The 12,272-nt window shown below is 68.8% G+C and carries 12 protein-coding genes; 4 read left to right on the forward strand and 8 right to left on the reverse strand.

Features of this window, described 5'->3' with window-relative positions; all coding sequences use genetic code 11:
- Positions 1-46: 46 nt before the first annotated feature.
- A complete protein-coding gene (gene acnA, locus HGG74_RS10040; RefSeq protein WP_168486221.1) occupies positions 47-2,839 on the reverse strand; it encodes an aconitate hydratase AcnA in 2,793 nt (930 codons plus the stop codon).
- Positions 2,840-3,092: 253 nt separating this feature from the next.
- Between acnA and HGG74_RS10045 the strand changes: the two genes are divergently transcribed.
- Complete coding sequence (locus HGG74_RS10045) at positions 3,093-3,587, forward strand: MarR family winged helix-turn-helix transcriptional regulator (RefSeq protein ID WP_246262810.1); 495 nt, start codon at positions 3,093-3,095, stop codon at positions 3,585-3,587.
- A gap of 74 nt (positions 3,588-3,661) precedes the next feature.
- Here the strand turns inward: HGG74_RS10045 and HGG74_RS10050 are convergent, their stop codons facing one another.
- Entirely contained in the window at positions 3,662-5,038 is a 1,377-nt protein-coding gene (locus HGG74_RS10050; protein WP_168486222.1) for a class I SAM-dependent RNA methyltransferase, read from the reverse strand.
- The gene (locus HGG74_RS10055) at positions 5,039-7,012 is read right to left on the reverse strand and encodes an APC family permease (RefSeq protein WP_312856808.1); all 1,974 of its coding nucleotides are present in this window, start codon (positions 7,010-7,012) and stop codon (positions 5,039-5,041) included.
- A gap of 204 nt (positions 7,013-7,216) precedes the next feature.
- Here HGG74_RS10055 and HGG74_RS10060 point away from each other — a divergent pair, with 204 nt between their 5' ends.
- The gene (locus HGG74_RS10060; RefSeq protein WP_168486224.1) at positions 7,217-7,891 is read left to right on the forward strand and encodes a potassium channel family protein; all 675 of its coding nucleotides are present in this window, start codon (positions 7,217-7,219) and stop codon (positions 7,889-7,891) included.
- Positions 7,888-8,586 carry a potassium channel family protein gene (locus HGG74_RS10065; protein WP_168486225.1) on the forward strand — a complete coding sequence of 233 codons (699 nt, stop codon included), beginning with the start codon at positions 7,888-7,890 and terminating at the stop codon, positions 8,584-8,586. Before HGG74_RS10060 ends, HGG74_RS10065 begins: the two co-directional genes overlap by 4 nt.
- Here HGG74_RS10065 and HGG74_RS10070 read toward each other — a convergent pair.
- The 4 genes from HGG74_RS10070 to dut all read right to left on the reverse strand — a co-directional run bounded on the left by HGG74_RS10070 (position 8,527) and on the right by dut (position 10,914).
- Complete coding sequence (locus HGG74_RS10070) at positions 8,527-9,291, reverse strand: DUF3159 domain-containing protein (protein ID WP_168486226.1); 765 nt, start codon at positions 9,289-9,291, stop codon at positions 8,527-8,529. The two genes, HGG74_RS10065 and HGG74_RS10070, sit on opposite strands and share 60 nt — an antisense overlap.
- Positions 9,292-9,295: 4 nt before the next feature.
- Positions 9,296-9,643 (reverse strand): hypothetical protein, encoded by a 348-nt coding sequence (locus tag HGG74_RS10075; RefSeq protein ID WP_246262811.1) that lies wholly within the window; start codon positions 9,641-9,643, stop codon positions 9,296-9,298.
- On the reverse strand, positions 9,636-10,385 hold the full coding sequence (locus HGG74_RS10080) for a DUF3710 domain-containing protein (RefSeq protein WP_168486227.1): 750 nt from the start codon (positions 10,383-10,385) through the stop codon (positions 9,636-9,638). The genes HGG74_RS10075 and HGG74_RS10080 overlap by 8 nt, the downstream gene beginning before the upstream one ends.
- A 61-nt stretch (positions 10,386-10,446) precedes the next feature.
- On the reverse strand, positions 10,447-10,914 hold the full coding sequence (gene dut, locus HGG74_RS10085) for a dUTP diphosphatase (RefSeq protein WP_168486228.1): 468 nt from the start codon (positions 10,912-10,914) through the stop codon (positions 10,447-10,449).
- Between the two features lie 176 nt (positions 10,915-11,090).
- On the opposite strand from dut, the gene HGG74_RS10090 reads away from it, so the two are divergent.
- On the forward strand, positions 11,091-11,588 hold the full coding sequence (locus tag HGG74_RS10090) for a DUF3093 domain-containing protein (protein ID WP_168486229.1): 498 nt from the start codon (positions 11,091-11,093) through the stop codon (positions 11,586-11,588).
- A gap of 81 nt (positions 11,589-11,669) precedes the next feature.
- Here HGG74_RS10090 and HGG74_RS10095 read toward each other — a convergent pair whose 3' ends face one another.
- Positions 11,670-11,972, reverse strand: a complete 303-nt coding sequence (locus tag HGG74_RS10095; RefSeq protein WP_168486230.1) for a DUF4193 domain-containing protein — start codon at positions 11,970-11,972, stop codon at positions 11,670-11,672.
- Positions 11,973-12,272 lie beyond the last annotated feature (300 nt).

Here is a 12,272-nt window from a genome sequence, read left to right on the forward strand (position 1 = left end):
CGGCCCGCCGTGCGGCGGGCCGGGGGCCTTCGTCAGCCCACCTGCTTTACTTGGCGCCGGAGATCTGGCGCAGCACGTACTGCAGGATGCCTCCATTGCGGTAGTAGTCGGCTTCACCTGGGGTATCGATGCGCACCACCGCGTCGAAGCTCTTGGTGGAACCGTCCTCGGCAGTGGCGGTGACCTTCAGGGTCTTCGGCGTGGTGCCGTTGTTCAGCGCGGTCACGCCCTCGACGGCGAAGGTTTCCTCGCCGGTCAGGCCCAGGGTCGCGGCGTTCTGGCCGGCCGGGAACTGCAGCGGCAGCACGCCCATGCCGATCAGGTTGGAGCGGTGGATGCGCTCGAAGCTCTCGGCGATGACGGCCTTGACGCCCAGCAGCGCGGTGCCCTTGGCCGCCCAGTCGCGGGAGGACCCGGAACCGTACTCCTTGCCGGCCAGGACCACCAGCGGGGTACCGGCGGCCTGGTAGTTCATCGCGGCGTCGTAGATGTAGGTCTGCGGGCCGCCGGTCTGGGTGAAGTCGCGGGTGAAGCCGCCCTCCACGCCGTCCAGGAGCTGGTTCCTCAGGCGGATGTTCGCGAAGGTGCCGCGGATCATCACCTCGTGGTTGCCGCGGCGGGAACCGTAGGAGTTGAAGTCCTTGCGCTCCACGCCGTGCTCGAGCAGGTAGCGGCCTGCCGGGCTGTCGGACTTGAAGGAGCCGGCCGGGCTGATGTGGTCGGTGGTGACCGAATCGCCCAGCTTGGCCAGCACGCGGGCGCCGGTGATGTCGGCCACCGGCTCCGGCTGGGCCTTCATGCCCTCGAAGTACGGAGGCTTGCGCACGTAGGTCGACTTCTCGTCCCAGGCGAAGGTGTCGCCCTGCGGGGTCTGCAGCGACTTCCAGCGCTCGTCGCCTTCGAAGACGCCCTCGTAGCCCTTGGCGAACATCTCCTCGTCGATGGACGCGTCGATGACCTGCTGGACCTCGGTCGGGTTCGGCCAGATGTCCCGCAGGAACACGTCGTTGCCGTCGGAGTCCTGGCCCAGCGGCTCGGCCTCGAAGTCGAAGTCCATCGTGCCGGCCAGGGCGTAGGCGATGACCAGCGGCGGGGAGGCCAGGTAGTTCATCTTCACGTCCGGGTTGATCCGGCCCTCGAAGTTGCGGTTGCCCGAGAGCACCGAGGTCACGGAGAGGTCGTTGGCCTGGATCGCCTCGGAGATCTCCGGCTCCAGCGGGCCGGAGTTGCCGATGCAGGTGGCGCAGCCGTAGCCGACGATGAAGAAGCCAAGCTTCTCCAGGTACGGGGTCAGGCCGGACTTCTCGTAGTAGTCGGTGACCACCTTCGAGCCCGGGGCCACGGAGGTCTTGACCCACGGCTTGGAGGTCAGGCCCCTGTTGACGGCGTTGCGGGCCAGCAGCGCGGCGGCCAGCATCACCGAGGGGTTGGACGTGTTGGTGCAGGAGGTGATCGAGGCGATCGAGACCGCGCCGTGGTCCAGCACGAACGCGCGGCCGTCGGCCATCTTGACCTCCACCGGGTGGCTCGGGCGGCCGTTGGCGCTGGCCGCAGCCGAGTGACGGAAGACGGAGGTGATCGCTGGCGGATCGGAGGCCGGGAAGGACTCTTCGCTGGCCTCGTCGATCGCGTCCTCGTTGGAGGCCTTGACATAGCTGCCCAGGTCCTTGCGGAACTGCTCCTTGGCGCGGGTCAGCTCGATGCGGTCCTGCGGACGCTTCGGGCCGGCGATGGAGGGAACCACGGTGGACAGGTCCAGTTCCAGGTACTCGGAGAAGCGCAGCTCGCGCGACGGGTCGTGCCAGAGGCCCTGTTCCTTGGTGTAGGCCTCGACCAGGGCGATGTTCTCCTCGGAGCGGCCGGTCAGGCGCAGATAGTCCAGGGTCACGTCGTCGATCGGGAACATGGCGGCCGTGGAACCGAACTCCGGGCTCATGTTGCCGATGGTCGCGCGGTTGGCCAGCGGCACCTCGGCCACACCCTCGCCGTAGAACTCGACGAACTTGCCCACGACGCCGTGCCGGCGCAGCATCTCGGTGATGGTCAGCACCACGTCGGTGGCGGTGGCACCGGCAGGGATGGAGCCGGTGAGCTTGAAGCCGACCACGCGCGGGATCAGCATGGAAACCGGCTGGCCCAGCATGGCAGCCTCGGCCTCGATGCCGCCGACGCCCCAGCCGAGCACGCCCAGTCCGTTGACCATGGTGGTGTGCGAGTCGGTACCGACGCAGGTGTCCGGGTAGGCGCGCAGCTTGCCGTCCACTTCCCGGGTCATCACCGTGCGGGCCAGGTATTCGATGTTGACCTGGTGCACGATGCCGGTGCCCGGAGGGACGACCTTGAAGTCGTCGAACGCGGTCTGGCCCCAGCGCAGGAACTGGTAACGCTCGCCGTTGCGCTGGTACTCGATCTCCATGTTGCGCTCGAGCGCGCCGGCGTTGCCGAAGACATCGATCTGCACCGAGTGGTCGATGACCATTTCGGCCGGCGCCAGCGGGTTGACGCGCTTGGGGTCGCCGCCGAGGTCCTTGACCGCCTCACGCATGGTGGCCAGGTCCACCACGCAGGGCACGCCGGTGAAGTCCTGCATGATCACACGGGCAGGGGTGAACTGGATTTCGGTGTCGGGCTGGGCATCCGGATCCCAGCCTGCCAGGGCACGGACGTGGTCCGCGGTGATGTTCGCTCCGTCCTCGGTGCGGAGCAGGTTCTCCAGCAGGACCTTGAGGCTGAACGGGAGGCTTTCGGCGCCTTCGATGCCGCTCAGCCGGAAAATTTCATAATCGGTTCCGTTGACGCTCAACACGCCCTTGGAACCGAAGCTGTCCACATTGCTCACTGTGGGACTCCTCTCGCCAGATTCACATCTTGGTTGCCTGTCCGGGCGCACCGCCAGTTAGGCGGGCCTTCTGGCCAAGCGTCCGGTTTGGATTGCGGCAGAGCTGTTGCCAGTCTATCCCCGCAGCCGTTGGGTGGACCCCCGGGGCCGGGGATCTCTTGACATCAAGATTTACGACCACCATACTTTCCGAATATCTTGATGTCAAGATAACGTTGGATGGACAGGGCCGGCGCGAAGGAACCAAGGGGACATGGAGCGGCACATGGATGCGGTGGACGAAATCATCGACGGGTGGCAGCGCGTTATGCCGTCGGAGGACGTCGAGCCGATGGGCGTCTTCAGCCGGATCAGCCGGCTGGCCCAGCGCTTCGACGCTCTGCGACGCAATGCCCTGGCTGCCCACGGTCTGCAGCTGGGTGACTTCGATGTGCTCTCGGCCATCCGGCGCTGCCCGGACGGCGCATTGACCGCCGGGCAGCTGGCCAAGGAGAACCTGGTGACCTCGGGCACCATGACCAACCGCATCGACCGGCTGGTGGCGCGGGGCCTGGTGGCCCGCTCGACGGACGTCGCCGACGCGCGCATCGTCCGGGTGCAGCTCCGCCCGGAGGGGCGGCGGATCGTCGATGCCGCATTCGTCGAGCTCCTGCGCATCGAGCACGAGCTCCTGGGCTCCATACGCGACGCCGACCGCCAGCCGCTGGTGGACAGGCTGCGCGAGCTGCTGGCACGGATCGAGGCCTAATACACCTAGCGTTCGATGCCTGCCCCGCACGCTCCGCGCGGGGACCCCGGGCATCTCTCTGGCCCTTCCGCGGGTCAGGCGCGCACCAGCAGGCCGAAGGTCTCCATGTGGTGGGTGTGTGGGTACAGGTCGAAGACCCGCAGCGTCTCCAGCTCCCAGCCCAGGGCCAGGAAGTACCCCAGATCCCGGGCGAAGGAGGCCGGGTCGCAGGAGACGTAGCCCACCACCCGCGGGCGCAACTCGTCCAACTGGCGCACCACCGTCTTCCCGGCCCCGGCCCGCGGCGGATCCAGCACCACGGCGTCGAGGCCGCGGCGCACCTGCCGTCCGGGCGTGCCGCGCCGCTGCGGGAATTCGGCGCGCAGCACCCGGTCCACCTTGCCCTGGACGATGTCCACCTGCGGTGCGTCGTGCAGGTTCTTGCGGGCGTCCCGGCTGGTGCCCGGCGAGCCTTCGACGGAGAGCACCCGGCCGCCCTCCCCCACCGCGGCTGCCAGCGGCGCGCTGAACAGTCCGGCGCCGGCATACAAGTCCGCCACATGGTCGCCGGGCTGGGGCCGGATGCCCTCGAGCACGGCCGCGGCCAGGATTGCCGGGGCCTGGCGGTGGATCTGCCAGAACCCCTCGCCGGTCACCCGGTACTGGTGCACACCGCAGCTTTCCTGCACCCAGGTCCGTCCGCGCAGCCGCGTCAGCCTCCCCTGCTCCGGCTCCCAGGCGGCCACCGACACGGCCCGGTCCTGGCCGATGGCTGCGGCCACCGCGGGCAGCCGCTGCGGCGGGGTGCCGGGCTGCGGGATCAGCAGCACCAGCGGCGTGCTGCCGTTGGCCGGCGCGGCCACTTCCACCCGGGCCACCCCGGCCAGGTCCGTGTCCCAGAGCGTGAGCGCGTTGATGGCATCCACGGCCAGCGGCATCTGCTGCACCGGGACCAGTTCGCCGGAGCGGTGCGCGTGCATGGCCAGGCGTCCGGCCGCGTCCACCGCGAAGCCTGCGCGGGTGCGCCAGCCGAGTCCGCCCGCGTGCTCCTCCCGGGCCGGCTCCACTTCCACCTCCCGCCGGACGCCGGCCAGGCGCTGCAGCTGCTCGGCGAAGACTGCCGCCTTGATCCGCCGCTGTTCCGCCAGTTCGATGTGACCGAACTCGGCCCCGCCGACGGCCGCGCGGCCGTCGGCCGCGGCCAGCAGCGCATCGGCCGGCTGCCAGGGATGGGCCACCCGGTGCGCCGACGGCTCGAGCACCTCGACGGTGTCGGCGCGCCAGAAGCCCGAGCCGGCACCGCCGTCGGTCACCCGGGCCAGCACGCGCTCGCCCGGCAGCGCATGCCGGACGAAGATCACCCGGCCCTCATGCCGGGCCACGAAATGCCCGCCGTGGGCGGGGTTGCCGATGCTCAGTTCGAGCAGCGGGCGGTCGTTCTCCGCCGCTGCGCTCGATGCCGGTTCTGCCATTCAGCCAAGCTCCTGGTATTTGCGGACGGCGTCGGAGGAGGCCAGCTGCCATGGCACACTGGCGACCATTACGCCCGGTTCAAAGTGCAGGCGGGTCTTGATCCGCAGGGCGGTCTGGTTGTGCACCAGCTGCTCCCACCATCGGCCCACCACGTATTCGGGGATGTAGACCACCACCAGGTCCCGGGGCGATTCGCGCCGGATGTTCTTGATGTAGTCCAGGATCGGCGTCGTCGTCTCCCGGTACGGCGAGGCGAGCACGGTGATAGGCACCGGGATCTTCAGCCGCTCCCAGTCGGCCAGCGTGGCGGCGGTCTCGGCCGGGTCGATGTCCACCACCACGGCGTCCAGCCTCGACGGGCGCGAGGCCCGGGCGAAGGCCAGCGCCCGCAGCACCGGCTTGCGCACATGCGAGACGAGGATGACGGCGTGCACCCGGGACGGCAGCGCGGTGGCCGGCTGGTCCGGATCCACTGCCAGTTCCCGGGCCAGCCGTTCGTAGTGGCGGTTGATGCTGTACATCACCAGGGACAAGGCCACGATGCCCAGCACCACCAGCCAGGCGCCAAAGATGAACTTGCTGGCCAGGACCACCACCAGCATGGTGGCTGTGAGTGCAAAGCCGATCAGGTTCACCATCCGGGACCGGGCCATCCGGTGGCGCACCCGGCGGTGCCCGGTGGCACGCAGCTGGCGCCCCCAGTGCCGGATCATGCCCAGCTGGCTGATGGTGAACGAGACGAAGACCCCTACCACGTACAGCTGGATCAGCTGGGTGACATCCGCACGGAAGAGCAGCACCAGGACCAGGGCGGCGCCGGCCAGGGTCAGGATCCCGTTGCTGTAGCCAAGCCGGTCCCCGCGGGTGCGCAGCTGCCGGGGCAGGAAGCCGTCCGTGGCCAGGATGGAGGCCAGGGTCGGAAAGGACCCGAAGGCCATGTGGGCGGCCAGTGCCAGCACCAGCACGGTGGCCGCCATGACCAGGTAGAACAGCGGGTGGCCCGCACCGAAGACGGTGCCGGCGAGCTGGCTGAGCACCGGCATCTGGAAGTAGTCCGCCGGTACCGGCCCGCCGTCCAGACGCAGCTGCTGGGCCGGGGACTGCACCACGTGCACCTCGGTCAGCCGGGCCAGATAGATCACTGCCATGGTCATGACCGCCGCGGCGACACCCAGCGCCAGCAGCGTGGTGGCGGCGTTGCGGGCCCGGGGCGGCTGGAAGGAGGCCACATTGCTCGACGGGGTTTCCACCCCGGTCAGTGCGGCGGCGCCGGTGGAAAAGGCCCGCAGCACCAGCAGCGCCCCGGCCAGGCCCGTCAGGCCTGCCTCCAGGCCGGGTTCGGGGACGATGTCGAACGCTGCGCTCGGGGCCAGGCCCAGGTTGCCGGTGAGGTATTGGACGAAGCCGGCGGCACACAGCAGCAGCACCGCCGCCGTGAAGATATAGGTGGGGGCGGCCGCGGCGGGCCCGGTCTTGCGCGCCCCGCGCAGGCTCATCAGGGCCAGGATTACGACGCCGGCGCTGGCCACCGCCGGCTGCCAGCCGTGCAGCACCGGGACGGCGGACACCACGTAGTGCGCGGCCGAGGACATGGACACGGCCACGGTGAGCACGTAGTCCAGCATCAGGGCCGAACCCACCGCGATCCCGGCTTTCTTGCCGAGGTTCTCACTGGCGATCTGGTAGTCCCCGCCGGACGGATAGGCCTGCAGGCTCTGCCGGTAGGAGGCGACGATCACCAGCAGGACCACGATGACGGCCAGTCCGACCCAGGGCGAAAGTGCCAGGGCGGCCACCCCGGCCAAGGCCAGGGTGAGCAGGATCTCGTCCGGCGAGTAGGCCACCGAGGAGAGCGCATTGGCGGAGAACAGCCCGAATGCCTCCCGTTTGGGCAGCGGCCGCTGTTTCAGCCGCTCGCTGCGGAACGGTTTGCCCACGAGCAGCCGTTTGAGGGCATCAAGGAATGTCAGCACGTACCGCACTCTCCTGCATGGGCGTCCGGACGGGCCTGCCTGCATACATCATCAGGAAACGAGTCTAGCGTCCGCCGGCGGCGCCGCGGATCCTGCCGCGGGCCGGCGGACGTCCGGGCGGCAGCGCAGGGGATATTGTTGCTTCTGTAGGCAGAATATCCGGCCGGACCAACCGGCCGGAACGGTTCGGAGGAACGGTCGCCGATGGCGCACTTTGTGATCATGGGATGCGGACGCGTCGGCGTCACGCTCGCGCACACGCTGGACGACTCCGGCCACAGCGTCGCCGTCATCGACCAGGACGAGCGTGCCTTCCGCCGGCTGCGCAGCGGCTTCTCGGGACGCAAGGTCACCGGCGTCGGCTTCGACCGGGACACGCTCCGGCACGCCGGCATCGAGCAGGCCTACGCCTTTGCCGCTGTTTCCAGCGGCGACAACTCCAATATCCTGGCCACCCGGGTGGCCAGGGAAACCTTCCACGTGCCCCATGTGGTGGCGCGGATCTACGATCCCGGCCGCGCCGAGATCTACCAGCGCCTGGGCATCCCCACCGTCGCCGCCGTGCGCTGGAGCGCCGACCAGGTACTGCGCCGGATCCTGCCCGAACAAAGCATCAACGGGGACTTCCGGGAGGCCTCCGGGCGCCTGATGCTGGGCGAAATTTCCCTGCACGAAGGCTGGGTCGGGCACAATTTCGCCGAAATCGAGGAGGCCTCGGGCGTCCGCGTGGCCTACCTGACCCGCTTCGGCGAGGGGACGCTGCCTGCCCCGGACGCCCGCTACCAGCAGGGCGACATCGTCCACGCGATGATCCGTGTGGACAGCACCGCCGAGATCAGCCGCGTGCTCTCCAAGCCGCCTGTGGAGGAATCCGAATGAAAGTAGTCATTGCCGGTGCCGGCAGCGTGGGCTCCTCCATCGCCCGCGAACTGCTGTCGAACAACCACGACATTCTGCTCATCGACCAGAAGCCCGAAGTCATCGGCCGCAGCGGGCTCAAGGGCGCCCGCTGGCTGATCGGTGACGCCTGCGAAATCACCACCCTGCGCGACGCCAAGCTCGAGGAAGCCGACGTCGTCGTGTCCGCCACCGGCGACGACAAGGTCAATTTGGTGGTGTCGCTGCTGGCCAAGAGCGAGTTCGGTGTGGGCCGCACGGTGGGACGGGTGAACAATCCGAAGAACGACTGGATGTTCGACGATTCCTGGGGCGTGGACGTCGCAGTCAATACCCCGCGGCTGATGACCGCGCTGGTGGAGGAGGCGGTGGAGATCGGGGACCTGGTGCGGCTGCTGACGCTGCAGACAGGTGTCGCCTCGCTGGTCGAATTCACCGTGCCGGCCGACTCGGCCCTGGTTGGGCGCACCCTGGGCTCCATCGACTGGCCGCAGGACAGCACGGTGGTGGCGATCCTGCGCGACGACGCGCCGATCACGCCCAGCCCGGACGATGTGATCGAGGTCAGGGACGAGCTCTTCTTCATCACCACCATCGCGGCCGAGGACGAGCTGCGCCTAGTCCTGGCGCCCCGTACCGGTGCCGTTCCCGACAACTCCCTGCCCGGCGGGGCGTGAGACAAGCCAGGCCAGCCACAGCCCGAGTGCGTACAGCGGCAGGCCCATGACCAGGCGCGTGGTGCCCAGGGCCACGAGGTTGTCCGCCAGGTACAGCGGGACCTGGACCACCAGGCGCAGCGCCAGCACGGTGACCAGGATCCAGGTCGCCGCACTGTAGAGGCGGATCCGGCGGCGGTCCTTGCGCCAGTCCAGTCCCTCGCCGCGGATGAAGCCGAAAAGCAGGCCGGCCAGCGGCCATCTGGCGAAGACCGAAACGGCCATGGCAACGATGTAGCCGGCATTGGTGACAAAGCCCCAGAGATAAAAGTCCTTGGGCTGTCCGGTGCGGTTGGCCACGAAAGCGCAGATGGCCACGCCGACGAGCCCCGAAAAGGCCTGCGTGACGGTACCGCGCTGGACGAGCCGGACCACCGTGAAGACCGCGGCCACCCCCAGTGACCCAATCAGCGCCGGCCCCAGCTGCCCGCCGGCGGTGAAGACGACGAGGAACACCAGTCCGGGCAGGATGCTCTCGGCCAGGCCGCGGATGCCCCCAATGGATTTCAGCACGTCGATCCTGCCGTCCGCGCCGCGGCTGACCCCTGCCTTGGCCGCGTAGGCCCCGGCCAGCCCGCCCAGCGCCGGACTGCCTGCCTGCGCGTCGTCGTCGGGCCGGCCGGCCGCTTCGCCGGGCTGGTCGCCGGGGCGGGGTGGTTCTGCCATGGTGTCAGGCCTCCGTCGGGCTGAGGATTTCATAACGCGGGTTGTACATCGTAGGCATGCCGTCCACCACGAACACCATGCCCTCGAAACCCAGCCGGATGCCGGCTTCGATGCCCGGCACGCGGTGCTGGCCGAGCCAGACCAGCCGGATCCGGGCCGGACCGCCGGCACTGCGCCGGTCCGGCTCTGCCTCCGTCACCACTGCCGAGAACTTTGGTGCCTGGTCGGCGGGCAGGATGGTGATGGCGTCCACATAGCCGCTGGAGGCCACGCGGCCCCGGACGGGCAGGTGCGCCAGATCCACCCGTTCGGCCTGCAGGCCGGCTGCGGACTGCCGGGGCTGCTCAGCCAATCTCGGTAATTTCCGGTCCCCGCTCCGGCGCCGCCAGGCGGGGGCCCGGAGCCGGGGCGGCAGGCCGTTCACGGGTCGCGCCCTGGGGCAGCCGCAGCACGAGCAGGTCCCGCGGAGGCATGGGGGCATCCCCGCGGACCACGATGGTGGAACGGAACATCTCCTCCAGCACCGCCCCCTGCTCGCGGTCCAGGGCCGCCGGCCCGCCGATGACCCCGCGCAGGAACCAGCGCGGTCCGTCCACGCCCAAAAAGCGTGCCACCCGGTAGCCGCGCTGCCCGTCAGGCATCTGCACCGGCAGCCTGGCCACCACTTCGGTACCGAGCGGGCCCTCGATCTCCTCGACGGTGCCGCCTTCGGAGCCGACGGAGGAGCCGATCTGCCCGCGGATCTCGTCCCACAGCCCTTCCGACTTCGGCGCGGCGAACGCCTGCAGCTGCAGGCTCGACCCGCCGTAGTCGAGGGTCACCGCCACCACGCGCTGGGTGTTTTCCTCGACCTCCAGCCGCAGCTGCAGTCCCTCCCGCGGCAGGATCCGCAGGGCGCCCAGGTCCAGATAGCCGTCGGCGCCGGCCTTCTCGGAGCTGTCGAACGGGCCGTTGCGGCGCAGGCCTTCGACACGCCCGTCCGCCGCCTCGTCCACGGCTGCCTCGTCCGCGGCTGCCTCCTGGCCGCGAGCCTCATGGCCCCCGGCCCCGGGCCCGGTCTTCTCGCTGTGCCTTTTCCGGCGGCCAAAAACCATCACGGATCCCTCTCTCCGGTTCCTCACCGGTCTGCTGATAAGTCCAGCGGAACGCTGCCGGCTAGGCCGGGCGGCCGTACCCGCCGGTGGAGCCGAAACCGCCCTCGCCGCGCACCGAGTCCGGAAGATCCTGGACCAGTTCGAAGGCAGCTGTTTCCACGCGCTGGATCACCATCTGGGCTATCCGGTCCCCGCGCTTGAAGGTCAGCGTCTCCGAGCTGTCCGTATTGAGCAGGGTCACGGCAATTTCCCCGCGGTAGCCCGCGTCCACCGTGCCCGGCGCATTCACGATCGTCAGCCCGTGCTTCGTTGCCAGGCCGGACCGGGGATGGATCAGGGCCACGTAGCCGTGCGGCAGAGCCAGCGAAACGCCGGTGGGTACGAGGATGCGCTCCCCCGGACCCAGGCGGAAGTCGATCCGCGTCCGCAAGTCCGCGCCGGCGTCGCCGGGGTGCGCATAGGCGGGTGGCTCCAGGCCGTCGTCGAGCATTTTCAGCTGGACGTTGAGCGTGGGCTGTACGTGTTGCACTGCTGTGTAGTTTCCGTTCCGTCGTGTCCGCCGGCTGTTCTCCGGTCATCTCCCGACCGGCCCTGTCCTGTCCGGAATTCCCATTCCGGCGGATTGGTCCGCACATCACTCTAGCGCGTTTGCCGGGCCCCACCTATGAAGATGAAATGCCCGGCAAAAGGTGGAAAGCTGAACCTATGAGCGCACAACCAGTCCCCGCCGCCGACGGGGCAGCCGCAGGAGCAGCCGACCCTGTCCTCTTCGAGGAGCGGCTCTGGCCTTCGGCATGGGTCTGGATCGTCGCCGCCGGCATGGCCGCCGCCGTCATCGTGGTCCTGGCGCCCATCAACCTCGTGGTCGGCTACGTGGCCGCCGGCGTGGTCGCCGTCATCCTCACGGTGCTGCTGGTCGCCTCCACCCCGCGGCTGGTGGTCACGGCCAACACCCTGCAGGTGGGACGCGCCCGGATCGAACGGCGCCATCTCGGTGCTGTCGAAGCTTTCCGCGGCGAGGATGCCACGCACCAGCGCGGCCCGGCACTCAACGGCACGGCCTACCTGTGCATCCGCGGCTGGATCGACCCGGTGGTCAAGATCGAAATCACCGACGAGGCCGACCTGACGCCCTACTGGTTAACGTCGACGAGGCGGCCGGCGCAGCTCGTCGCCGCGCTGACCGCCCCGGCACGTTCCTGACCGCCTCCGGCGGCTGATCTCCGGCGGTTAATCTCCGCGATTAAGCTCCGGCCATTAATCCCGGCCGCTAATCTTTGGCCGTTAACCCTCGCAGTCCTTGCAGTACAGCAGTCCGTCCTTTTCCCTGGCCACCTGGGAGCGGTGGCGCACCAGGAAGCAGGAGGCACAGGTGAACTCGTCGGCCTGGGCGGGCAGGACGCGGACCATCAGCTCCTCGCCGGAGAGGTCAGCGCCCGGAAGCTCGAATCCCTCGGCCGCTTCCGCCTCATCCTCATCTACGACGGCAGACTGCTTGCTGGAACGGTGGGTCTTCAGTTCCTCGATGGATTCCTCACTGGTGAGGTCCTCTTCAGTCTTACGCGGCGCATCGTAGTCAGTCGCCATAATTGTTTGTTCACGCTCCGAGTCGTTTGCAGTTATGAAGCAGGCCTGCTTCCTGTGATCGGCTGATTGCCGGCCTTCCCCGGCCGCGCGCCCGCCAACCTGTCACAACACAACGTCCTGATGCCCGATTTTGTGCCCGTGACGCGAAGATTTTGGCGCACGGGGTCCGGTTCTGCCAAACCTTCTGTTCCCGGCGCCCGCTGCGGCACGGTGAAACCTGTATTCTCTGCGCGCCACACCGCCGAAAACAATAGGAAATGGTTACTTTCGGTGGCAGAGTTTCAGGCAGGCAATGTCGTT

The organism is Arthrobacter mobilis, from assembly GCF_012395835.1.
Lineage (GTDB): Bacteria > Actinomycetota > Actinomycetes > Actinomycetales > Micrococcaceae > Crystallibacter > Crystallibacter mobilis.

What these genes read in the sequence shown, in the direction of transcription:
- HGG74_RS10080 (WP_168486227.1), bottom strand. Translation starts at nt 10,385, where the DNA reads ATGGTTTTTGGCCGCCGGAAAAGGCACAGCGAGAAGACCGGGCCCGGG.
- HGG74_RS10050 (WP_168486222.1), bottom strand. Translation starts at nt 5,038, where the DNA reads ATGGCAGAACCGGCATCGAGCGCAGCGGCGGAGAACGACCGCCCGCTG.
- HGG74_RS10095 (WP_168486230.1), bottom strand. Translation starts at nt 11,972, where the DNA reads ATGGCGACTGACTACGATGCGCCGCGTAAGACTGAAGAGGACCTCACC.
- HGG74_RS10070 (WP_168486226.1), bottom strand. Translation starts at nt 9,291, where the DNA reads ATGGCAGAACCACCCCGCCCCGGCGACCAGCCCGGCGAAGCGGCCGGC.
- HGG74_RS10060 (WP_168486224.1), top strand. Translation starts at nt 7,217, where the DNA reads ATGGCGCACTTTGTGATCATGGGATGCGGACGCGTCGGCGTCACGCTC.
- HGG74_RS10045 (WP_246262810.1), top strand. Translation starts at nt 3,093, where the DNA reads ATGGAGCGGCACATGGATGCGGTGGACGAAATCATCGACGGGTGGCAG.
- HGG74_RS10065 (WP_168486225.1), top strand. Translation starts at nt 7,888, where the DNA reads ATGAAAGTAGTCATTGCCGGTGCCGGCAGCGTGGGCTCCTCCATCGCC.
- HGG74_RS10090 (WP_168486229.1), top strand. Translation starts at nt 11,091, where the DNA reads ATGAGCGCACAACCAGTCCCCGCCGCCGACGGGGCAGCCGCAGGAGCA.